Annotated in this window: 19 protein-coding genes; 14 read left to right on the top strand and 5 right to left on the bottom strand. The window is 62.0% G+C overall.

Translation table 11 applies throughout. The features are described from left to right. Nucleotides 1-97: 97 nt before the first annotated feature. Together hpnH and ispH are read right to left on the bottom strand one after the other, a co-directional pair. Nucleotides 98-1,258, bottom strand: a complete 1,161-nt coding sequence (gene hpnH, locus LMTR3_RS06570) for an adenosyl-hopene transferase HpnH (protein ID WP_065744271.1) — start codon at nt 1,256-1,258, stop codon at nt 98-100. A gap of 41 nt (nt 1,259-1,299) precedes the next feature. Then, nucleotides 1,300-2,226, bottom strand: coding sequence for a 4-hydroxy-3-methylbut-2-enyl diphosphate reductase (ispH, locus tag LMTR3_RS06565; RefSeq protein WP_057848041.1), 927 nt, complete (start codon nt 2,224-2,226; stop codon nt 1,300-1,302). 451 nt (nt 2,227-2,677) lie between these two features. On the opposite strand from ispH, the gene hpnN reads away from it, so the two are divergent. Further along, on the top strand, nt 2,678-5,266 hold the full coding sequence (hpnN, locus tag LMTR3_RS06560) for a hopanoid transporter HpnN (protein WP_065744270.1): 2,589 nt from the start codon (nt 2,678-2,680) through the stop codon (nt 5,264-5,266). On the opposite strand, the gene LMTR3_RS06555 is transcribed toward hpnN, so the two are convergent. Next, nucleotides 5,234-5,890 carry a DUF2147 domain-containing protein gene (locus LMTR3_RS06555; RefSeq protein WP_065744269.1) on the bottom strand — a complete coding sequence of 219 codons (657 nt, stop codon included), beginning with the start codon at nt 5,888-5,890 and terminating at the stop codon, nt 5,234-5,236. The two genes, hpnN and LMTR3_RS06555, sit on opposite strands and share 33 nt — an antisense overlap. A 100-nt stretch (nt 5,891-5,990) precedes the next feature. Here LMTR3_RS06555 and hpnO point away from each other — a divergent pair, with 100 nt between their 5' ends. From hpnO to LMTR3_RS36090, 4 genes are all read left to right on the top strand, one after another. Beyond that, nucleotides 5,991-7,382: an aminobacteriohopanetriol synthase HpnO gene (gene hpnO / locus LMTR3_RS06550; protein ID WP_065744268.1), complete on the top strand. Its 1,392-nt coding sequence runs from the start codon at nt 5,991-5,993 to the stop codon at nt 7,380-7,382. A 133-nt stretch (nt 7,383-7,515) separates the two neighbouring features. Beyond that, nucleotides 7,516-7,923, top strand: coding sequence for a GFA family protein (locus LMTR3_RS06545; RefSeq protein WP_065744267.1), 408 nt, complete (start codon nt 7,516-7,518; stop codon nt 7,921-7,923). A 209-nt stretch (nt 7,924-8,132) separates the two neighbouring features. Continuing rightward, nucleotides 8,133-9,110 (top strand): tripartite tricarboxylate transporter substrate binding protein, encoded by a 978-nt coding sequence (locus LMTR3_RS06540; RefSeq protein ID WP_084029454.1) that lies wholly within the window; start codon nt 8,133-8,135, stop codon nt 9,108-9,110. A 467-nt stretch (nt 9,111-9,577) separates the two neighbouring features. After that, nucleotides 9,578-9,928, top strand: coding sequence for a DUF3551 domain-containing protein (locus LMTR3_RS36090; RefSeq protein ID WP_349643791.1), 351 nt, complete (start codon nt 9,578-9,580; stop codon nt 9,926-9,928). Nucleotides 9,929-9,990: 62 nt separating this feature from the next. Here the strand turns inward: LMTR3_RS36090 and LMTR3_RS06535 are convergent, their stop codons facing one another. Then, entirely contained in the window at nt 9,991-10,836 is an 846-nt protein-coding gene (locus tag LMTR3_RS06535; RefSeq protein WP_065744266.1) for a uroporphyrinogen-III synthase, read from the bottom strand. Between the two features lie 138 nt (nt 10,837-10,974). On the opposite strand from LMTR3_RS06535, the gene purU reads away from it, so the two are divergent. Next, complete coding sequence (purU, locus tag LMTR3_RS06530; RefSeq protein WP_065744265.1) at nt 10,975-11,838, top strand: formyltetrahydrofolate deformylase; 864 nt, start codon at nt 10,975-10,977, stop codon at nt 11,836-11,838. On the opposite strand, the gene LMTR3_RS06525 is transcribed toward purU, so the two are convergent. Continuing rightward, entirely contained in the window at nt 11,835-12,113 is a 279-nt protein-coding gene (locus tag LMTR3_RS06525; protein WP_057848049.1) for a hypothetical protein, read from the bottom strand. The two genes, purU and LMTR3_RS06525, sit on opposite strands and share 4 nt — an antisense overlap. A gap of 350 nt (nt 12,114-12,463) precedes the next feature. Here LMTR3_RS06525 and LMTR3_RS06520 point away from each other — a divergent pair, with 350 nt between their 5' ends. From LMTR3_RS06520 to metK, 8 genes are all read left to right on the top strand, one after another. Then, entirely contained in the window at nt 12,464-13,636 is a 1,173-nt protein-coding gene (locus LMTR3_RS06520) for an ABC transporter substrate-binding protein (protein WP_065744264.1), read from the top strand. Between the two features lie 153 nt (nt 13,637-13,789). Then, nucleotides 13,790-14,659 carry a branched-chain amino acid ABC transporter permease gene (locus tag LMTR3_RS06515; RefSeq protein WP_065744263.1) on the top strand — a complete coding sequence of 290 codons (870 nt, stop codon included), beginning with the start codon at nt 13,790-13,792 and terminating at the stop codon, nt 14,657-14,659. Nucleotides 14,660-14,666: 7 nt separating this feature from the next. Next, entirely contained in the window at nt 14,667-15,698 is a 1,032-nt protein-coding gene (locus LMTR3_RS06510) for a branched-chain amino acid ABC transporter permease (RefSeq protein ID WP_065744262.1), read from the top strand. Then, nucleotides 15,695-16,447, top strand: coding sequence for an ABC transporter ATP-binding protein (locus LMTR3_RS06505; protein ID WP_065744261.1), 753 nt, complete (start codon nt 15,695-15,697; stop codon nt 16,445-16,447). Before LMTR3_RS06510 ends, LMTR3_RS06505 begins: the two co-directional genes overlap by 4 nt. Next, nucleotides 16,440-17,156, top strand: a complete 717-nt coding sequence (locus tag LMTR3_RS06500; RefSeq protein ID WP_065744260.1) for an ABC transporter ATP-binding protein — start codon at nt 16,440-16,442, stop codon at nt 17,154-17,156. The genes LMTR3_RS06505 and LMTR3_RS06500 overlap by 8 nt, the downstream gene beginning before the upstream one ends. 19 nt (nt 17,157-17,175) lie before the next feature. Next, a complete protein-coding gene (locus tag LMTR3_RS06495) occupies nt 17,176-18,297 on the top strand; it encodes a cobalamin-independent methionine synthase II family protein (RefSeq protein WP_065744259.1) in 1,122 nt (373 codons plus the stop codon). Nucleotides 18,298-18,639: 342 nt separating this feature from the next. Then, nucleotides 18,640-19,992, top strand: coding sequence for a hypothetical protein (locus LMTR3_RS06490; RefSeq protein WP_065744258.1), 1,353 nt, complete (start codon nt 18,640-18,642; stop codon nt 19,990-19,992). A 60-nt stretch (nt 19,993-20,052) separates the two neighbouring features. Further along, nucleotides 20,053-21,246, top strand: a complete 1,194-nt coding sequence (gene metK, locus LMTR3_RS06485) for a methionine adenosyltransferase (RefSeq protein WP_065744257.1) — start codon at nt 20,053-20,055, stop codon at nt 21,244-21,246. Nucleotides 21,247-21,366 lie beyond the last annotated feature (120 nt).

Below are 21,366 nucleotides of genomic sequence, written 5' to 3'. Positions count from 1 at the left end.
GACGGACGAAACCCGCAGTGCTCCCCTGAAGGTTCGCGAACGCAAAAAAGGCCCCGGTTCACCTGTACCGGGGCCCCAAATCTTTGCTTCGTTCCGCTCAGGCGGCGGTGGGGGCCTTCGCCTGTTGCTTGGCGGCGGCGGTAGCCGCCTCGTCGCGGCGGATTTCCGACAGCTTCTTCTGAACCTGTTCGGAGAAGATGTACTGCGCCGGGCGCTGGTTGGAGAGGTCGATCTCGGGCGCCATCGGACCCGAGGTGCGGACGCCCCGCAGCGCGACCCACATCGCCTTGAGCGGGTTGGCGAACGCCGCGTTGGCCGCGGTCGGCTCGTAGCCGCAATGCGCCATGCAGTCGGCGCACTTCTCGTAACGGCCGGTGCCGTAGGAATCCCAGTCCGTGGTCTCCATCAGCTCCTTGAAAGTCTTGGTATAGCCTTCGCCAAGCAGATAGCAGGGCTTCTGCCAGCCGAAGATGTTGCGCGCCGGCATGCCCCAGGGCGTGCATTCGTAGGACTGGTTGCCGGCCAGGAAGTCGAGGAACAGGCCGGAATGCATAAAATTCCACTTCTTGCCCTTGCCGAGCGCAAAGACGTCGCGGAACAGTTTTTTGGTCTTGGTGCGGTTGAGGAAGTGCTCCTGGTCCGGGGCGCGCTCATAGGCGTAGCCCGGCGACATCGAGACGCCGACACCGAGTTCGGTGGTGAAGTCCAGGAACTTCGCGATGTCCTCGGCGGCATGGCCGTCGAAGATGGTCGCGTTGACGTTGACAGTGAAGCCTCGCGCTTTCGCGGCCTTGATGGCGGAAACCGCGCGGTCGAACACGCCCTTCTGGGATACCGCCTTGTCGTGGTGGTCCTTGAGGCCGTCGAGATGCACCGAGAAGAACAAGTACGGCGAGGGCTCGAACAGATCGAGCTTCTTTTCCAGAAGCAGTGCGTTGGTGCAGAGCGAGACGAACTTCTTGCGCGCCACGAGGCCGCGCACGATCTCGCCGATCTCCTTGTGGATCAGCGGCTCGCCGCCGGGGATTGCCACCATCGGCGCGCCGCATTCGTCGGCCGCATCCCAGCATTCCTGCGCAGTCATGCGGCGGTTGAGGATCGCGTCGGGGTAGTCGATCTTGCCGCAGCCTACGCAGGCGAGGTTGCAGCGGAACAACGGCTCCAGCATCAGTACGAGCGGATAGCGCTTTCGGCCAAGCAGCTTTTGCTTCATCAGATAGCCGCCGATACGCATTTCCTTGAAGAACGGTATTGCCATTTTGGAGATTTTCTTTCTGGACCTGTAAATCTTGAAGTGGATCAACCCGCAGTCAGTTCGGCCGGAAGCCGGAACTCGATGTTTTCCTCCCGGCCGGGCAGCACCGAGACCGTGACGGGTCCGATACGCCTCAAAGCCTCGATCACGTCGTCGACCAAAACTTCGGGCGCCGATGCGCCCGCCGTAATGCCGACAGCCTTTGCATCCTTCAGCCAATCAGGGTTCAGCTCGCTCCCGTCAGCAATGAGATAACTCGCGACGCCGACCTCGGTGCCGATTTCGCGTAGCCTGTTTGAGTTGGAACTATTGGCGGCCCCCACCACCAAGATGACGTCGACCAGCTTACTCAGGTCCCTTACCGCAGATTGGCGGTTCTGTGTCGCATAGCAGATATCCCGGATGTCGGGGCCTTGAATATCTGTAAATTTGGCCTGAAGGGCGGCAATTATGTCCTTTGTGTCGTCCACGCTGAGGGTGGTCTGGGTGATATAGGCCACCGGGGCATCGGTCGGCAGCGGCAGGGCCGCCACGTCGTCGACGTTCTGGACCAGGAGAACCGGGCCCGGAACCTGGCCCATGGTGCCCTCGACCTCGGGATGGCCGGCATGGCCGATCAGGACCAGGGTGCGGCCCTTGGACATATACCGTTTACCCTGATTATGGACCTTGGTGACCAGCGGGCAGGTGGCATTGAGGACCGGAAGACCGCGGGCGGCGGCCTCTTCCTCGACGCTGCGGGCCACGCCATGGGCGCTGAACACGGTCACCGCAAGCGGCGGCACTTCCGACAGGTCCTCGACGAAGATCGCGCCCTTGGCCTTCAGGCTCTCGACCACGTATTTGTTGTGCACGATCTCGTGCCGGACATAGACCGGCGGGCCGTATTTCTCGAGCGCACGCTCAACGATTTCGATGGCACGCACGACGCCCGCACAAAATCCGCGGGGCTGCGCTAGATACACTTCCATGGGATGTCCATTACGCAAGTTGCACCAAGTACCGAATTCGCAAATTCACCCGAAGGCCTCCGTGCAGCCGATCACACTCCGGATATTTGCAATATCCGCACCATGGCCGGTTCCCATAGGTAATCCCCATACTAGGCACATGGAAGCGCAGGACTATGTGTCAAAAATTGTGCGGATGGAAAAGGTGGATCGCGCAATGGTTACTGATTGTTGGGTATCTAGATACCGACAAACGCACTTGAGTGGCCGATTGTTCCTCACCGGTTCGTCACTTTATCGCCCACCCGGACCGGCTATACCGGCGCCCGAACGCCCGTTCCGGTCTGTTGTGGCGACTTCGCTTGAACCCTCGGGGAAGTAACCAAAACAACATTAGATCGGCTGCGGGAACTCCGCTAGACAGCGGGGCGTTTTCGCCCAGCTCTCTCCTTTAGATTTAGAAAGAAACGAAGTGCTGACCAGTATTGTTGTCGCCGTTGTCAGAGCCTGTACGCGGTTTGCCACTCTCGTCGTCATCGTCTCCCTGCTTCTGGCGGTCGGGGGCGCCTACTATGCCGCCCGGCATTTCGCCATCAACACCGACATCAATACGCTGATTTCGCCCGATCTCGATTGGCGCAAACGCGACAACCAGTTCGAGCACGCCTTCGACCGTGAAAAGCTGATTCTGGCTGTCGTCGAGGCGCCGACCCCGGAACTCGCCAGTGCGGCTTCCAAGGCGCTGGCCACGAAGCTGTCCGGCGACACCAAACATTTCGAATCGGTGCAGCCGCTGGGTTCCGGCGAGTTCTTCGAAAAGAACGGGCTGTTGTTCCTGCCGGTGGAAGAAGTCGGCAAGGTCGCCGGCCAGCTCGAAGCCGCAGCGCCCCTGATCGAGATCATGGCCGGCGATCCTTCGATCCGCGGCCTGACCGGCGCGCTGGAAACCGGACTTGCCGGCGTCAAGCGCGGGCAGGTCAAGCTCGACAATACCGAGCGCCCCTTCAACCTGATCAGCCAGACGGTCGAGGATATCCTGAGCAAGGGGACGGCGACGTTCTCCTGGCGCGAACTCGTCAGCGACAAGCCTTTGATCGATGCCGACCGCCGCGCCTTCATCGAATTCAAGCCGAAGCTCGATTACAATGCGCTCGAACCCGGCAGGGACGCGACCGACGCGATCCGACAGGCCGCGACCGACCTCAATTTCGCGGGCGAGTACAGCGCCCGCGTCCGGCTGACCGGCCCGGTTCCGATCGCCAACGAGGAATATTCGACCGTGCAGGATGGCGCGATCGTCAACGGCGTCGCAACGGTGCTTATCGTCCTCGTCATTCTCTGGATGGCGCTGCACTCCGCGAAGATCATTTTCGCGGTGTTCGTGAACCTGTTCATCGGCCTGGCGCTGACGACCGCGGTCGGCCTGATGATGGTGGGATCGCTGAACTTGCTGTCGATCGCCTTTGCCGTGCTGTTCGTCGGTCTCGGCGTCGATTTCGGCATTCAATTCAGCGTCCGCTACCGTTCCGAGCGTTTCAAGAACGAAGATCTGGCCCTGGCGCTGGAGAGCGCGGCCCGACGTTCGTCGGTGCCGCTGTCGCTTGCCGCGATGGCGACCGCTGCCGGCTTTCTTTGTTTCCTGCCCACCGACTACAAGGGCATTTCCGAACTCGGCAAGATTGCCGGCGCCGGCATGCTGATCGCGTTCATCTCGAGCATCACGGTGCTGCCAGCCCTGCTGAAGCTGCTTCACCCGCCCGGAGAAAGCGAGCCTGTCGGTTACGCGTTTCTGGCGCCGGTCGACGAGTTCCTCGAACGGCACCGCGTCATCATCGTCGCCGGAACGCTGCTGCTCGTGGTGGCGGGCCTGCCGCTGCTCTACTTCATGAAGTTCGACTTCAACCCGATCAACCTGCGCAATCCGAAGGCCGAATCGATCGCGACCTTCCTCGACCTGCGCAAGGATCCCAACACCGGCGCCAACGCCATCAACGTGCTGACCAATTCCGAAGCCGAAGCGAAGAAGATCGAGGCGCGGCTGGAGAAGTTGCCGGAAGTTCTTCGCGTGATGTCGATCGACAGCTTCGTGCCCGAAGACCAGCCAGCCAAGCTCCAGTTGATCGGAAAGGCAGCGAAGGTCGTCGGCCCCGCGCTCAATCCCGACTCGGTCGACGCGGCGCCCACCGATGAGGAGAATGTAGAGGCGCTGAAGAGTTCGGTCGACAGCTTGCGCAGGGCCGCGGGCGACGGCAAGGGGCCGGGCGCGGTTGCCTCGCGAAGGCTGGCGGATGCGTTGTCCAAGCTTGCCGGAAGCGACCAGGCGACGCGCGACAAGGCCCAGGACATCTTCGTCGCCCCGCTCAAGATCGTGTTCGACCAGCTCAGGAACACCATGCAAGCCGGGCCGGTGACGCTGAAGACGCTGCCGCCGGAACTGTTGAATAGCTGGAAGTCCAAGGACGGGCTGATCCGCGTCGAGGCGCTGCCGAAAGGCGATCCCAACGACAACGACAATTTACGCCGCTTTGCCGATGCGGTGCTGGCTGCCGAGCCGAACGCGATCGGCGGACCGGTGTCGATCCTCAAATCCGGCGACACCATTGTGAAGGCGTTCATTCACGCCGGCATCTGGGCGCTGGTGGTGATCAGCCTGTTGTTGTGGCTGACGCTACGGCGCGTCACCGACGTGCTGATGACGATGGTGCCGCTATTGGTGGCCGGCGCGGTGACGCTGGAGCTCTGCGTGCTGATCGAACTGCCGCTCAACTTCGCCAACATCGTAGCATTGCCGCTGCTGCTCGGGGTCGGCGTCGCCTTCAAGATCTATTACGTCGTGGCCTGGCGCGAGGGCAGAAATAATCTGCTGCAGTCGAGCCTGACACGCGCGATTTTTTTCTCGGCGCTGACGACTGCGACCGCTTTCGGAAGCTTGTGGCTATCCAGTCATCCCGGCACCGCCAGCATGGGTAAATTGCTGGCGCTGTCGTTTGTCATCACGCTTGCTGCAGTGTTGCTGTTCCAGCCGGCGCTAATGGGCAAACCGCGCGATGTCGGGCAGTAGGCAGATGTCGCCGATATCGCCGGGCTGGGCGGCCGCCTGTTTCTGACCGGGGGCGGCCTTCGGCGCGGGCGCAGGATTTACAGCACCCGTGGTCTTCGGCGGGGCGGCTGGCGCTGCGGTCTTGGGCGCTGCGCCGGATGCACCCTTCGGTGCGCCCTTGGCCATGCTATTGGTGGGGCTTAAGGGGATCGGCGGACCGACACGGGTCCAGGTCTCGCCGCCGCAGAGGAAGCCGAGCACGCAGCCTTGAATCTCGAGCTGGTCGGTCCCGACCGGCTTGATGGTCGCGCTGTAGCTTTGTCCGTCCTTGGCGTTATAGACCTCACCCTCCCACGCATCGACGCCGGACTTCTTCTTCATGTCGATCAGGATCGGCATGGCCAAAGTCGGCCGGCTCTGCTTTGAGGCATCCGGATTGTTCTTGTCCTTGCCGCCCGGCATCTTTTCCCAGGCAACGACGCCCCAGATGTTGCCGTTGCATTGGGCGACGCGAATGTTGGCAACACCGTCGGCCACCTTCCAGTCACCGGTGGGATCGGCGGCCAGCGCCGCATTAAGACCTGTGGCTAAAATGATTCCCGAATAAACTATTGTGCGCGCGACAGTTCTTAGGCAGTGCAACATGGTTCGAACCTGTGTTTAAGTAGATGATCCAAGCGGGGTCAAAACGCCACATTGAGCGTTTTCAGTTGACGAAACAGCCATCAACCGACGTATGTAGCCAATGCCAGATTCATATCTAGACGTTTCCGGGCTGTTTGTGGAGCGGCAGGCGCAGCGCAGTTCCATGCATGCGCGCCATCTGAACGAGCAGCTCGTCCGGGTGCTGAAGACCATCGGCTACGATGTGGGCTTTCAGAAGGGTCAAGGACAATACCTGTTCGATCGTGACGGGGCCCGCTATCTCGATCTACTCAGCGGATTTGGCGTTTTTGCGATTGGCCGCAATCATCCTGCGCTGCGTCTGGCGCTGAAAAGCGTGCTCGACAGCGATTTTCCCAATCTGGTGCAACTCGACGTCTCGACGCTGGCGGGCGTACTGGCGGAACGCCTGCTCGAACATGTTCCATATCTGGACAAGGTGTTCTTTGCCAATTCCGGCGCCGAGACCGTCGAAGCCGCAATCAAGTTCGCGCGCGGTGCGACCGGCCGTCCCGGTATCGTCTCCTGCTCGCATTCCTTCCACGGCCTGTCCTACGGCGCGCTGTCGCTGATGGACGATGCGAACTTCAGAGGCGGCTTCGAGCCGCTGCTGCCGGGATGCACGCAGATACCTTTCGACGATCTCGCCGCGCTCGAGCAGGCATTGTCGTCGCGCCAGGTCGCAGCCTTCATCGTCGAGCCGATCCAGGGCAAGGGCGTCAACATGCCCTCAGATGAATTTTTGCCGGGCGCTGCCGCGCTGTGCAAAAAATACGGCACGATCTTCATTGCCGACGAAATCCAGACCGGTATCGGCCGCACCGGAAAATTCCTCGCGGTCGAGCACTGGAATGTCGAGCCCGACATGGTGCTCTTGGCAAAGGCGCTGTCGGGCGGTCACGTGCCAGTCGGCGCGCTGCTGACCCGCAAGTCCATCTTCGACAAGATCTTCAACCAGATGGATCGCGCGGTCGTGCACGGCTCGACTTTTTCGAAGAACGATATGGCGATGGCCGCCGGGATCGCCACTCTCGATGTGATCAAGCAGGAGAAACTTGTCGAGCAGGCCGCCAAGCGCGGCGCCGAGCTTCGCCTTGCGCTGACCCGCATGGTGCCCGGCTATGAATTGCTGAAGGAAGTGCGCGGCAAGGGATTGATGATCGGCATCGAGTTCGGTCCGCCGAAATCGCTGAAGCTGAAGGCTTCCTGGAATCTGCTGGAGACTGCAAACAAAGGCCTGTTCTGCCAGCTCATCACCGTACCGCTATTCAAGGATCACAAGATCCTGACGCAAGTCTCCGGCCACGGCAGCCACACCATCAAGCTGCTGCCGCCGCTGGTGATCACGGAAGAAGATTGCACCTGGATCGAAAAGTCGTTCGACGACGTCATTGCCGCGAGCCACAAAGTGCCCGGCGCGATCTGGTCGCTCGGCAAGACGCTGGTCGACAACGCGGTCAGGAAGTCGGCGTAACCACAGACCTCGTAGCTTCGTAGGGCGGATTAGCGAAGCGTAATCCGCCGCCAGTATCAACGCTAGACGATTGTCGGCGGATGAGGCTTTGCTAATCCGCGCGACGTCCACGCACAGAATTCTGGAGGCGAACATGAGCAACATCACCGGCGGCTGTCACTGTGGCGGCATCCGTTACGAGATCGCGGGGAAACCTATCGTTCATGCGCTGTGTCACTGCACGGATTGCCGTCGTCACGCCGGCGCGCCGATGGTTGGGTGGACGATGTACGCCGAGGGCGCGCTCAAGGTAACGAAGGGAACGCCCAAGGTTTACCAATCATCGGAGCATGGCCGGCGACAGTTTTGCGCGAACTGTGGCACCGGTCTCTTCTTCACCAACGCCAATGTGCTGCCCGGGCTCGTCGATATCCAGAGTGCGACCTACGACGATCCCGACGCCGTGCCGGCCATGGTGCATGTCCAGGTCGCAGAGCGCCTTCGCTGGATGGAGCGCGCGCACGAGCTGCCCACCTTCGACCGCTATCCGCCGCCGCCATAGCGACCACGGCAAGCCGGGATAGTCCGACTATGTTCGAGCAGCGGTGAGCGTCTAGCTCGCCGAACGAAAGCCCTGTCAGTCGCGCTAACGCGAAAGCATTTCGCCTCTTCCTGGCGAAAATCGGTATCCAATTTTCCCGATCATGCTCTAGGATGCACGCGCCGAGCGGTCGCAAAGAGCCGCCGGCGTGTGTTGTCGGAGGAAGCATGATGGAATATCAGCGTCGCCAATTCTTGCAGCTCGTCGCCGGTGCGGCTGCGCTCCCCGTTACGTCAAGCATCGCAAGCGCACAGGCCTATCCATCGCGGCCGGTTCGCCTCGTGATCGGCTATACGCCCGGCGGCTCGGCGGACCTCACCTCGCGCCTGATGGGGCAATGGCTGTCGGAAAAGCTCGGGCAATCCTTCGTCATCGAGAACCGGCCGGGCGGCGGCACCAATATTGCGACCGAGCAGGTGCTGCGCGCTACCCCTGACGGCTACACGCTGCTTCTGGTGGCGCCGGCCAACGCCATCAACGCCACGCTCTACGACAAGCTGCCCTTCGATTTCATGAAGGAGATGGAGCCGATCGCCGGCATCATTCGCTTTCCCAATGTCGTGGTGGTGCATCCTTCGCTGCCGATCAAGTCGATTCCCGAACTGATCGCCTATGCCAAGGCCAATCCGGGCAAACTCAACATGGCATCGTCAGGCAACGGCTCCACGATCCACATGTCGGGCGAACTGTTCAAGATGCTGACCGGCATCAACATGCAGCACGTGCCGTACCGTGGCGGTGCGCCGGCGCTCACCGACATGCTCTCCGGCCAGATGCATGTCATGTTCGACAATCTTCCGACCTGCGCCGAGCACGTCAAATCCGGCAAGCTGCGCGGGCTTGCCGTCACCAGCACGACGCGCTCGGACGTGCTGCCGGATCTGCCGCTGGTTGCGGATTTCCTGCCGGGCTACGAGGCGAGCGCGTGGTATGGCCTCGCAGCGCCAAAGGGCACGCCGCCGGAAATCGTCGACAGGCTGAACAAGGCGGTCAACGAAATCCTCGTCGACCCCAAGGCGAAGGCACGCTTTGCCGAGATCGGCGCCATTCTGCTGCCGGGCTCGCCCGCCGATTTCGGCAAGCTGGTGGCTGATGAAACCGAGAAGTGGGGCAAGGTCGTCAAGTTCGCCGGGGCCAAGGTGGACTAGCGCGGCATTTTCACCAAGGGTTGACCGTCCACCGGCGCTGACCGAAGGCGGTATCCTCCAAGGAGGCCCTTCGAATGAAGAAAACATTTGCCGCCTTCGTCGCGGTAGCTACGATGGTTCGCTCGCCGCGACGCCCGTGAGCGCACAGCGTGGCGTCACCGCGGGCGTTGCGGCTCCGGGCCGCTATTATTGGCCCGCCCTTATGGAGCAAGTCGCGGGCCCTACGAAGATTTGGCAGTTGCAAATGGGTGAACCAGCGTTTCTGGGACGGCCCTGGCTGGCGGGTCCGCCGCGTGCGAGTCTGCGGCTGAGCCGCGATTACGGCGAAGCTTAAACGGCTCGGAGCGACCATCGACGTTGAGCGGGGTCGTTCGATCCGTCAGGAGACTTCGGCGCTATCAAGTCGCGCGCGTGTATTTCGATTGGCCTGACGCCCCTTAAACGCTGAATAGATGGGATCATGAGCCATGGAAGCGTGTGAAAGGTTACCAAGCTACGCTTCAGCGGCCAAAGAGGATGCTTCGATTCACAGCGGTTTTGCATCAAGTGGAGAAATTGAAATGTGCAAGTCCATTGGAGCCGCAGCGTTTGCAGCCATGATGTTCACAGCGCCATCGGCATCTGCTCAACCCAACAATCCCTACGATTATCCCTACTGCTTACAGGGCAGGGATTACGGCTACCCGGGCTTATGTCAGTTTACGAGCTACCAGCAGTGCCAGGCTACGGCCTATGGAACGTTTTCCTATTGTGGCGCGAATCCCCGATTTGCATACGGATGGCAACAGCACGGCTGGCGACCTTACCAAGTGCGATGATCGACCCGGTTGCAGGGTGATCGAGTGCGCACTTGCCGGTAATCCGGCTTATGTCCGAACTGTCAGCTTCCCGCAGCCGCGCGCGGCGGATTTTTCGCGAGCGCCGCTGCCATCGCCGAAATCAGCGGCCGCATGAAGAAGGCGTCCTCGGCCGGATAGATGTCGGTGCGCAGGCCGTGAGCCTTGAGTTCATCCGACACCGCCGGTCCGACCGAAGCGATTGGCGTGCGGTCAAGCCCCTCGCGTAACCGGTCCTCGCAACCTCGTGCACGCGCGACCTCGATCAGGCGACGAATCTGGCCGAGATTGGTCAGCGCGATCGCGTCGATGCGGCCGGCCGCCATCTCGTCGATCGCACTGATGATGTTGGCATCGGCAGCCTGCGCATCGTAGACGTAAGGCAGCACGGTATCGACCTCTGCGCCCTGCGCCTTGATCGCGCTGATCAGGACGCTGTGATCCTTGTCCGGGTAAAGCTGCAGTCCGAGGCGATGGCCGCTGAGGTCGAGGCGTGACAGCATCTCGGCGACACCTTCGGAGGTTGGCTTCTCCGTCGTCATCTGCGGTTCCAGCCCGATTTCGCGCAGCGCCTTGCCCGGCTTGGGGCCACGGGCGAATTTGCGCGCCTTGCCGAGTGCGGCAATGAATTCCTGTTCGATGCCGATGCGTCGGACCACCTTCATCAGCCGGCGCAGGCCTTCGCCGGTCATCAGCACCAGATCGTCGAAAGGCCTCTCGATGCACCGCCTGATCCAGGCTTCGAGCGGCGCCGGGTCCGGCGCGTCGTGGATGGTGAACATCGGGCATTGCAGCACGTCGGCGCCCTGTTCGGTGAGCAGGCGGGAAAACTGCGCTTCCTCGCGCGTTTCCAGGATCAGGATGCGGTAACCGTTCAATCTGTCAGCCATGATCTCGCTCCAACGCTTTTGCTTCGCGCTTTGTTCATCCTGACCCCGGTTTCCGGATTGGCGCAAGCGCGTCGGCGGTGATAGAGCAGGGCGCAAATCCGAGGTTTTCACCCTTCTGCCTGAATTGTAGTCAGCGCCATGCCCGATCACCAATTCGTCCTGACCCTGTCCTGCCCGGATCGCCCCGGCATCGTTTCCGCGGTGTCGACCTTTCTGGCCCATAACGGTCAGAACATTTTGGACGCCCAGCAGTTCGACGACATCGAGACCAAGAAATTCTTCATGCGGGTGGTGTTCACCGCCGCCGATCTCGCCGTCGAACTGCAGGCACTGCAGACCGGCTTTACCGCAATCGCCGACCGCTTCGCCATGGAATGGCAGATGCGCGACCGCGCCAATCGCCGCCGGGTGATGCTGCTGGTCTCGAAGTCGGATCATTGCCTGGTCGACATCCTCTATCGCTGGCGCACCGGCGAGCTCGAGATGATCCCGACCGCAATCGTTTCGAACCATCCGCGCGAGACTTACAGCTCGCTCGATTTCGGCGAGATCCCGTTCCACTATTTGCCGGTGAGGAAGGAAACCAAGCGCGAGCAGGAAGAGGCCGTCTGGAAACTGGTTCAGGACACAAAAACCGATCTCGTCGTGCTGGCGCGCTACATGCAGATCCTGTCGGACGAAATGTCGGCAAAACTGTCCGGGCGCTGTATCAACATCCACCATTCGTTCCTGCCGGGCTTCAAGGGCGCGCGCCCCTATCACCAGGCCCATGAGCGCGGCGTCAAGCTGATCGGCGCCACCGCGCACTACGTCACCCGCGACCTCGACGAGGGCCCGATCATCGACCAGGACGTCGAGCGCATCAGCCATCGCGATACGCCGGAAGATCTCTCGCGCAAGGGCCGCGACATCGAACGCCGCGTGCTGGCGCGTGCCATGCGCCATCATCTCGAGGACCGCGTCATCCTCAATGGCCGCAAGACCGTGGTGTTTATGGATTAGCGCGCCGCATCCTTGGACGCGGGAGCCGGGTTGGTCTCCTTGTCGCGCTCGGAAGCCGGCATTAGGCGCTTTCGCTCGCGCTCGCGCATGTACTCGTCATACTTCGCGGTTCCCGGGCGCGGCGGCGCGTCGGCCGGCAACCCGCCGGCCCAGGCCGGAATGGCATCGCTGACGCCGGCTGAGACTTTCTCGTTGATGGTCCCACAGCCGCTCAAGCCGCAGCCCGCGAGGGCAACGGTGACGATCGTGACAATGTGGCGCGCGCTGATCGGCATCGGCAGAAGACTACAACCTTAACCGTTTAAGGATGATGGATTTAGGGCGTTGCTCTGGGGAACCGGCGAGAGTGGTTCTTTGTTGACAGGGCCATTTCATTTGTACAATCGTACAAATAGGCAGCAGTCGCAGGGAGGTTAGGGCAGCAACGTTGATCATATTATAATACCATCGCGTCCTTCGCGGCTATGCGGCTTCTTCGCTGCGACACGCCAATGGTCCGATTGACAACAAGGCGGGCAAGGACGCCATGTTGCCGTGCTACCCGGCGGAAAATTCTGGGTTATGGTGAGATCAAGGGCCGGGGACTCGGTTCGAGACACAAGGCCGATCAGGGGGAGAGATGCTCATGTCTATTCGTAGTCAAATGTTGCTGGCCGCAGGCTCGGTCGCCGCGATGCTGGCGCTTGCGCCGGCCTACGCCCAGGAGACCGTCAAGATCGGCCTGATCCTGCCGATGACGGGTGGGCAGGCATCGACCGGCAAGCAGATCGACAACGCGGTCAAGCTCTACATGCAGCAGAACGGCGATATCGTCGCCGGCAAGAAGATCGAAGTCATCCTGAAGGATGACGCAGCGGTTCCCGACAACACCAAGCGCCTCGCGCAGGAACTGATCGTCAACGAAAAGGTCAATTTCATCGCAGGCTTCGGCGTGACGCCGGCAGCGCTTGCCGCGGCCCCCTTGGCGACGCAGGCCAAGATTCCCGAAATCGTGATGGCGGCCGGCACCTCGATCATCACGGAGCGCTCGCCCTATATCGTGCGCACCTCGTTCACGCTGGCGCAGTCGTGTACCATCATCGGCGATTGGGCCGCGAAGAACGGCATCAAGAAGGTCGCAACGCTGACCTCCGACTACGCGCCCGGCAACGACGCGCTGAACTTCTTCAAGCAGAACTTCACCGCCGGTGGCGGCGAGATCGTCGAAGAGGTGAAGGTGCCGCTGCAAAATCCTGATTTTTCTCCGTTCTTGCAGCGCATGAAGGATTCCAAGCCCGATGCGGTGTTCGTGTTCGTGCCGGCCGGACAGGGCGGCAGCTTCATGAAACAGTATGCCGAGCGCGGCCTCGACAAGGCGGGCATCAAGGTGATCGGCCCCGGCGACGTGATGGACGACGACCTGCTCAACGGCATGGGCGACGCGGCGCTCGGCACGGTGACGGCGCATCTCTATTCGGCCGCGCATCCTTCGGCCGCGAACAAGGAATTCGTCGCCGCCTACAAGAAGGCGTTCGGCCAGCGCCCGGGCTTCATGGCTGTCGGCGGCTATGACGGTATCCGGTTGATCTACGAGGCGCTGAAGAAGACCGGCGGCAAGACCGACGGCGACGCGCTGATCGCGGCGATGAAGGGCGCAAAGTGGGAAAGCCCCCGCGGCCCGATCATGATCGATCCGGAAACCCGCGACATCGTGCAGAACATCTACATCCGCAAGGTCGAGAAGGTCGACGGCGAGCTCTACAACGTCGAGTTCGCGACCTTCGAGGCGGTGAAGGATTCCGGTAAGACGAAGAAGTGACGACGAAGTCGTCATCCCGGGGCGCATCGAAGATGCGAACTATGGTGCGCAATTGCGCACCTGAGGATCTCGAGGTTGTTGCAAAGAGATCCCGGGTTCAGCGCTGGCGCGCTGCCCCGAAATGACGAGTCCTAAAGGTTCTTCGGCGCTCCCATGACCACGCTGTTCACCATCCTGTTCGACGGTGTCGCCTACGGCATGCTGCTGTTCGTGCTCGCCTGCGGGCTGGCGGTGACGCTCGGGCTGATGAATTTCGTCAACCTTGCCCATGGCGCCTTCGCCATGACCGGCGGCTATATCTGCGCGGTGCTGGTGAACAATCAGGGCTGGCCGTTCTTTTCCGCGCTGCCGCTGGCGTTTGTCGTCAGCGCGCTGATCGGCGTCGCGCTGGAGCGCACGCTTTACCGCCACCTCTACACCCGCAGCCATCTCGACCAGGTGCTGTTCACGATCGGCCTCACCTTCATGTCGGTGGCGGCGGTCGATTACATCATGGGATCGTCGCGGATTTTCATCAAACTGCCGGCCGCGCTCGAGGGACAGTTCGACTTCTTCGGCGTCGGCATCGGCCGCTACCGGCTGATGATCATCGTGATCTGCGGCCTGCTCACGGTGGCGCTGCAATTGATTTTGGCGAAAACCCGTTTCGGCAGCCGCCTGCGCGCCGCGGTGGACGATCCGCGCGCCGCCAGCGGCCTCGGCATCAACGTGCCGCAGGTGTTTGCGTTCACCTTTGCCTTCGGCTGTGGCCTTGCCGGCCTCGGCGGCGCGCTGAGCGCCGAGATCCTCGGGCTCGATCCGTATTTTCCGCTAAAATTCATGATCTACTTTTTGATCGTGGTCACCGTCGGCGGCTCCTCCAGCATCACCGGGCCGTTCCTTGCTTCGCTTTTGCTCGGCATCGGCGACGTCGCCGGGAAATATTACGTGCCGAAGATGGGGCCGTTCGTCATCTACACCATCATGATCGTCATTCTGATCTGGCGTCCGAACGGCCTGTTCGGCCGCGCCGCTGCGCGATGAGTTCGCGATGACCGCAGCCTCCGACGTCTCATCCCATGCCATCGCCCGCGCCCGCTGGCGCCCGGCCGAGATCGCGTTCTGGATTCTTGCGCTGTCCTGCGCGTTCCTGTTTCCCTCGCGCTATCTGATTATGACCGATATCCTGCGGCTGGCGTTGTTCACGCTGTCGCTCGACCTGATCCTCGGCTACGCCGGCATTGTCTCGCTGGGGCACGCCGCGTTCTTTGGCGTCGGCGCCTATTCGGCGGGCTTGCTCGCCTTGCATGGCATCATCAACGAGCCGGTGATCGCGCTGGTCGTCGCCGGCCTCGTCGCCATGGTGCTCGGCTTCCTCACCAGTTTCCTCGTCATCCGCGGCGTCGACCTGACACGGCTGATGGTGACGCTCGGCATTGCGCTGCTGCTCGAAGCGCTGGCGGAACGGTTCTCCAATATCACCGGCGGCACCGACGGGCTCCAGGGCATCGAGATGCAGCCGATCCTCGGTCTGTTTGCGTTCGACATGTTCGGCAAGACCGGCTTCTTCTATTCGCTGATCGTGCTGTTCCTGCTGTTTCTGCTGGCGCGGCGGATCGTCAATTCGCCGTTCGGCCTGTCGCTGCGCGCGATCAAGAATAACCCGCTGCGAGCCTCTGCCATCGGCGTGCCCGTCAATCGGCGCCTGATCGCGATCTATACGATTGCCGCGTTCTACGCCGGCATTGCCGGGGCGCTGTTCACCCAGACCACGGCGCTGGCCTCGCTCGATGTGTTCGCGTTCGAACGCTCGGCCGATCTGATGCTGGTGCTCGTAATCGGCGGCACCGGCTATCTCTATGGCGGGCTGATCGGCGCCGTCGTGTTCAAGATGCTGCAGGAACTGTTTCAGACCATCACGCCGCAATACTGGCTTTTCTGGATCGGGCTCGTCCTGGTCGTGATGGTGCTGGTCGGCCGCGAGCGCATCCATCGCTGGGTGCTTTGGGGGCCGAACCTCGTGATCCGTCAGGTCTTCGGACGCAAGGCCGTCGTCGCCGTTCCCGAAAGTGATGCGCCATGACGATCGCGCTCGAAACCAGGGGGCTGGAAAAATCCTTCGGCGGCTTGCGGGTCACGCGCGAGCTGTCGCTCAAGGTGGAGCAGGGCGCCCGCCATGCCCTGATCGGGCCCAACGGCGCCGGCAAGACCACCGTCATCAATCTGCTGACCGGCGTGCTCAAGCCCAATGCGGGACGGATCCTGCTCGAGGGCAACGACATCACCGATGTGCCGGTGCACAAACGGGTGCTACGTGGGCTGTCGCGCACCTTCCAGATCAATCAGCTCTATGCCGACCTGACCCCGCTCGAAACGGTCGGGCTCGCCGTCTCCGAACGTCTCGGCCGTGGTGGAGACTGGTGGCGGCGGATGGGCACGCGCGATGACGTTAACCGCGAGGTCGCGGAGACGCTCGGACGGTTTCATTTGCTCGACGTGATGAACGAGCGCACCGCGACGCTGCCTTACGGCAAACAGCGCCTGCTCGAGATCGCGGTCGCGATCGCGACCAAGCCGCGCGTGCTGCTGCTCGACGAGCCCGCCGCCGGTGTGCCCGAGAGCGAGCGTCACGATATTCTGGCGGCGGTCGCTGCCCTGCCGCGCGACGTCACGGTGCTGCTGATCGAGCACGACATGGACCTGGTGTTCTCGTTCGCTGACCGTATCTCGGTGCTGGTCAACGGCGCCATGCTGGTGGAAGGTCCGCCGGACGAAGTGGCGCGCGATCCGCAAGTGAAGGCGGTCTATCTCGGCGAGGCGGTCCATGCCTGAGCTTCTCGCCATCGATGCCTTGCGCGCGGGCTATGGCGAAGCCGTGGTGTTGCCTTCGATGTCGCTGTCGCTGGGCGAGGGCCAGGTGCTGGCGCTCCTGGGGCGCAACGGCACCGGCAAGACCACGCTGATCAACTCGATCGTCGGCATCACCCGCCGTTTCGGCGGAACGATCGCGCTTGGCGGGCTCGACATCACCGCGATGCGCCCGGACCAGCGCGCGCGGGCCGGGATCGGCTGGGTGCCGCAGGAACGCAACATCTTCCGCTCCCTGACGGTCGAGGAGAACATGACCGCGGTGGCCCAGCCCGGCCCATGGACCGTGGAAGAGATCTACCAGATGTTTCCGCGGCTGAAGGAGCGCCGCAACAATTTCGGCAACCAGCTTTCCGGCGGCGAGCAGCAGATGCTGGCGATCGGCCGCGCGCTGACCCTCAATCCCAAGGTGCTGCTGCTGGACGAGCCGACCGAGGGACTGGCGCCGATCATCGTTGAAGAACTATTAAGGGCGCTGGGCACGATCACCCGGGCGGGCGGCATCTGCTCTGTTATCGTCGAGCAGAATGCGCAAAAGATTCTGGGGCTGGCCGATCGGGTTGTGATATTGGAACGCGGCGCAATCGTGCATGATGCGCCAAGCCACGCGTTGAAGGCCGATCCCGCCGTGCTCGAACGCTATCTCGGCGTCGCCGGCGCGGCCGCCCGCTAGATTTATGGGAGTTGAGACCATGCAGAGAACAAAGCCCCCGTTCCGCGCCGACGAGGTCGGCAGTCTGTTGCGTCCGCCGCGCATCAAGGAAGCGCGCGCCAAGCTGGAGAAGGGTGAGATCACGGCGGAGGACCTGCGCAAGGCCGAGGACCTCGAGATCGAAAAGGTCGTGCACAAGCAGGCCTCGATCGGGCTGAAGCTCGCGACCGATGGCGAGTTCCGCCGCTCCTGGTGGCACTTCGACTTTCTTAGCCATCTCACCGGCTGTGAGCTGTTCCACCCCGACACGGGCATCCAGTTCGCCGGCGTGGAAACGAGGCATGATGCGGTCCGCGTGATCGGCAAGCTCGACTTCCCGGACAACCATCCGATGCTGGATCACTTCCGCTTCTTGAAGAAGCATGCTGACACGGCTCACGTCACGCCGAAGATGACGATCCCGTCGCCGGCCGTGCTGCATTTCCGCGGCGGCCGCAAGTCGATCTCGAAGGAGGTCTATCCTGATCTGGAGGAATTCTTCCTCGACCTCGGCAAGTCCTATCGCAAGGCGGTGAAGGCGTTCTATGACGCCGGCTGCCGTTACTTGCAGTTCGACGATACGGTCTGGGCCTATCTCTGCTCGCAGGACGAATTGCAGAAGGCGCGCGATCGCGGCGACAATCCCGACGGCCTGCAGGAAATCTATGCGCGCGTCATCAACTATGCGATTGCCGAGCGCCCGGCCGACATGGTGATCACGACGCACGTCTGCCGCGGCAATTTCCGCTCGACCTGGATCTCCTCCGGCGGCTACGAGCCGGTGGCCGAGACCATGCTGGCCGGCACCAATTACGACGGCTATTTCCTCGAATATGATTCCGACCGCGCCGGCGGCTTCGAGCCGCTGCGCTATTTGCCAAAGGGCAACAAGGTCGTAGTGGTCGGCGTCATCACCTCGAAGTTCGGCGAGCTCGAGAAGAAGGATGACATCAAGCGCCGCCTCGATGAGGCCGCCAAGTTCGCCCCGCTTGACCAGCTCGCAGTATCGCCGCAATGCGGCTTTGCTTCCACCGAGGAAGGCAACATCCTCTCCGAGGAGGAGCAGTGGGCGAAGTTGAGCCTCGCGGTCGAAGTGGCGAACGAGGTGTGGGGGAAGTCGTAGGCTCTCAGCCGTCATTGCGCGGAGCGATAATGACGAAGCAATCCATCTGTCCCCGTGCGGAGAGGTGGATTGCTTCGCGGAGCCTGTCATCCGGCGGCGCTTTGCGCCGACCGGGTGGCTGGCAATGACGGGGTGAGGGCGGTGCGCAATAGCCGGGCCCAGCATTGTAAGCTGGAGCAAGGCGGCATGCCAAAGTTTCATTTTGTCATCATGTATATTAGCAGGTGCGGCGGGTTCCAATGACGCCTCACCCTTTTCGGGACGTATACTTGTTGGGCAGATGATGGTAGGAAGCTTCCGCCATCTCCCGCTGCCCACCGGCATGTCCCAACCACTGGCCCGATGAAAAACGACCAGATCCTCAGCCAGATCACCGAGTTCTGCCGCCAGGCCGACATGGCGGAGACGACGTTCGGACGCCGGGCGGTCAACGACGGCAAGCTGGTGCAGCGGCTGCGCGAGGGCAAGCGCATCACCATCGATACGCTGGACCGCATCCAGGCCTATATCGCGGCGTCCACCGGCGCGCTGCCGCCGCCGCGCGGCCTCGAAGTGCCGCCCGAAAAGCGCGATCCCAGAGGCAATTTCCGCTTCTTCGAGAACCGGCAGAAATACCTGCTGTTCGTCCATACCTGCAGCGAAAAACGGGTGATTGCCGAGCGGGTGGCGCTGGAACTGTCGAGCCTGCATCCGCGGCCGCCGGCGCTCAGGGTATTCGACGCAGGAGTCGGAGACGGCACGGTGCTCGCGCGGGTGATGCGCTCGATGCACGGGCGTTTTCCCCATATGCCGTTCTATATCGCCGGCAAAGAGTTGAGCCTGGAGGACGTCCGCCTGACGCTCGACAAGGTGCCCGACCGGCTGTTCGAGCACCCGGCGACCGTCATCGTCCTGACCAACATGCATTACGCGGAGGCGCCCTGGCTGACGCCGGCCTCGCCCGCGGCAGCCGCGGGCATGATCTGGCATGAGGTGGCCCTGCGGGGGGCCTCTTCGGGGGAGTTTGAGACGCAAATTGCCGAACTGGGGCCGTTTCTGGAACAAAACTGGCGGGCCAATATCAGCCCCAAATCGAGCATGCCGATCTATGAGCGGCCGGTGGCGCTGGTGCTGTACCGGGAGGACCACCGGTTCCTGCTTGATTCGATCATCCCGCGGGCCGGCCGGACCGAGGCCAATTTCGACCTTGTGATCGCTTCCCAGCCCTATCGGGCAAAATCCTCTGTGAATTTCCGCGCCAAGCGGATCATTGCACCGTTGGCCCGGTCGCTGCGGGCAGGGGGCCGTTTGATTGGAATTCACTCCCATGGGCAGGATCCGGGGCTGGAAATCATCCAGTCGGTCTGGCCGGGAGAAAATCCTTTCGCCGTGAGCCGTCATGAGCTATTGCGCGCGGTGAAATACGAGCTGGGGTCGGCCGGGCGGGACCTTAACTTTAATGCCTACGCCGATAACCGTTCCATCTTCCGTTATGATATGGAAGCGCTGCCCAACGAGGTCACCGGCTCGATCGGAACCTCGACGGCCTTTGCAGCGTGGAATGCGGCGGTGTATGTCGCCCAGATCGAAGACGACCGGTTGACCGAAATGACTGAAAACAGCCGGACGCTCGATGCCACCAGAGAGGTTCTGCGCAAGCATAACGGGCTTTGGTTTTACGACGAATCCTACGTCATTTCGCGGCGTCGCGACTGACATTCCAGGATACACAACACAGACAGCCGCCGGGGTCCGGCGGGAACAAGGGGTTTGTTGATGCGCGCCTCCTATCTCTTCACCAGCGAGTCGGTTTCCGAGGGTCATCCGGACAAGGTTTGCGATCGAATCTCGGACGAGATCGTCGACCTGTTCTACCGGGAAGGCCCGAAGGCGGGCATCGATCCATGGCAGATCCGCGCGGCCTGCGAAACGCTTGCCACCACCAACAAGGTGGTGATCGCCGGTGAGACTCGTGGTCCGGAGTCGGTCACCAACGAGCAGATCGAAAGCACCGTGCGCGAGGCCATCAAGGACATCGGTTACGAGCAGGAGGGTTTTCACTGGAAGACCGCTGACATTGAAATCCTGTTGCATCCGCAGTCCGCTGACATTGCGCAGGGCGTCGATGCCAAGCAGCCCAGCAACCAGGAAGAGGGCGCGGGCGACCAGGGCATCATGTTCGGCTACGCCACCAACGAGACGCCTGACCTGATGCCGGCGCCGATCTTCTACGCCCACAAGATCCTGCGGTTGATTTCCGAAGCGCGCCACTCCGGCCGCGAGAAGGTGCTCGGTCCGGACTCCAAGAGCCAGGTCACCGTGCAGTACGAGAACGGCAAGCCGGTCGGCGTGCGCGAGATCGTGGTCTCGCACCAGCATCTGGTCGAGGACCTCACCTCCAATCAGATTCGTGACATCGTCGAACCCTATGTCCGCGAGGCGCTGCCGAAGGAATGGATCAACGGCAAGACCATCTGGCACATCAACCCGACCGGAAAGTTCTACATCGGCGGCCCCGACGGCGATTCCGGTCTCACCGGCCGAAAGATCATCGTCGATACCTATGGCGGCGCAGCCCCGCATGGCGGCGGCGCCTTCTCCGGCAAGGACCCGACCAAGGTCGACCGTTCGGCCGCCTATGCCGCGCGCTATGTCGCCAAGAACATCGTCGCCGCCGGTCTCGCCGATCGCTGCACGCTGCAGCTTGCTTACGCGATCGGTGTGGCGCGTCCGCTGTCGATCTACATCGATACCCACGGCACTGGAAAGGTGCCGGAGGACCAGCTCGAGAAGGCAGCCGCCAAGGCGATGGATTTGACGCCGCGCGGCATCCGCACCCATCTCGATCTCAATCGCCCGATCTACGCGCGTACCGCAGCCTATGGCCATTTCGGTCGCACGCCCGACAATGAAGGCGGCTTCTCCTGGGAGAAGACCGACCTTGTCGAACCGCTCAAGCGCGCAGTTTAGTCTTAACAGCGTCATTCCGGGGCACCGCGATAGCGGTGAACCCGGAACCTTTTTCAATGATTTCGAGATTCCGGGTTCGTGGCTCACGCGCGCCCCGGAATGACGAACTCAACAGAGGGA

It is taken from the genome of Bradyrhizobium sp. LMTR 3, assembly GCF_001693485.1.
In the GTDB taxonomy this organism is placed as follows: Bacteria; Pseudomonadota; Alphaproteobacteria; order Rhizobiales; family Xanthobacteraceae; genus Bradyrhizobium.
Note: the sequence above shows the minus strand (reverse complement) of the source record. Positions and strands in the feature narration are given on the sequence as shown.

Coding starts and splice junctions, on each gene's coding strand:
- ispH (WP_057848041.1), bottom strand. CDS start 2,226: ATGGAAGTGTATCTAGCGCAGCCCCGCGGATTTTGTGCGGGCGTCGTG.
- LMTR3_RS06505 (WP_065744261.1), top strand. CDS start 15,695: ATGACGATCGCGCTCGAAACCAGGGGGCTGGAAAAATCCTTCGGCGGC.
- LMTR3_RS06515 (WP_065744263.1), top strand. CDS start 13,790: ATGACCACGCTGTTCACCATCCTGTTCGACGGTGTCGCCTACGGCATG.
- hpnO (WP_065744268.1), top strand. CDS start 5,991: ATGCCAGATTCATATCTAGACGTTTCCGGGCTGTTTGTGGAGCGGCAG.
- LMTR3_RS06520 (WP_065744264.1), top strand. CDS start 12,464: ATGTCTATTCGTAGTCAAATGTTGCTGGCCGCAGGCTCGGTCGCCGCG.
- LMTR3_RS06535 (WP_065744266.1), bottom strand. CDS start 10,836: ATGGCTGACAGATTGAACGGTTACCGCATCCTGATCCTGGAAACGCGC.
- LMTR3_RS06495 (WP_065744259.1), top strand. CDS start 17,176: ATGCAGAGAACAAAGCCCCCGTTCCGCGCCGACGAGGTCGGCAGTCTG.
- LMTR3_RS06555 (WP_065744269.1), bottom strand. CDS start 5,890: ATGTTGCACTGCCTAAGAACTGTCGCGCGCACAATAGTTTATTCGGGA.
- LMTR3_RS36090 (WP_349643791.1), top strand. CDS start 9,578: ATGGAAGCGTGTGAAAGGTTACCAAGCTACGCTTCAGCGGCCAAAGAG.
- LMTR3_RS06510 (WP_065744262.1), top strand. CDS start 14,667: ATGACCGCAGCCTCCGACGTCTCATCCCATGCCATCGCCCGCGCCCGC.
- LMTR3_RS06490 (WP_065744258.1), top strand. CDS start 18,640: ATGAAAAACGACCAGATCCTCAGCCAGATCACCGAGTTCTGCCGCCAG.
- hpnH (WP_065744271.1), bottom strand. CDS start 1,258: ATGGCAATACCGTTCTTCAAGGAAATGCGTATCGGCGGCTATCTGATG.
- LMTR3_RS06525 (WP_057848049.1), bottom strand. CDS start 12,113: ATGCCGATCAGCGCGCGCCACATTGTCACGATCGTCACCGTTGCCCTC.
- metK (WP_065744257.1), top strand. CDS start 20,053: ATGCGCGCCTCCTATCTCTTCACCAGCGAGTCGGTTTCCGAGGGTCAT.
- purU (WP_065744265.1), top strand. CDS start 10,975: ATGCCCGATCACCAATTCGTCCTGACCCTGTCCTGCCCGGATCGCCCC.
- LMTR3_RS06540 (WP_084029454.1), top strand. CDS start 8,133: ATGGAATATCAGCGTCGCCAATTCTTGCAGCTCGTCGCCGGTGCGGCT.
- LMTR3_RS06500 (WP_065744260.1), top strand. CDS start 16,440: ATGCCTGAGCTTCTCGCCATCGATGCCTTGCGCGCGGGCTATGGCGAA.
- LMTR3_RS06545 (WP_065744267.1), top strand. CDS start 7,516: ATGAGCAACATCACCGGCGGCTGTCACTGTGGCGGCATCCGTTACGAG.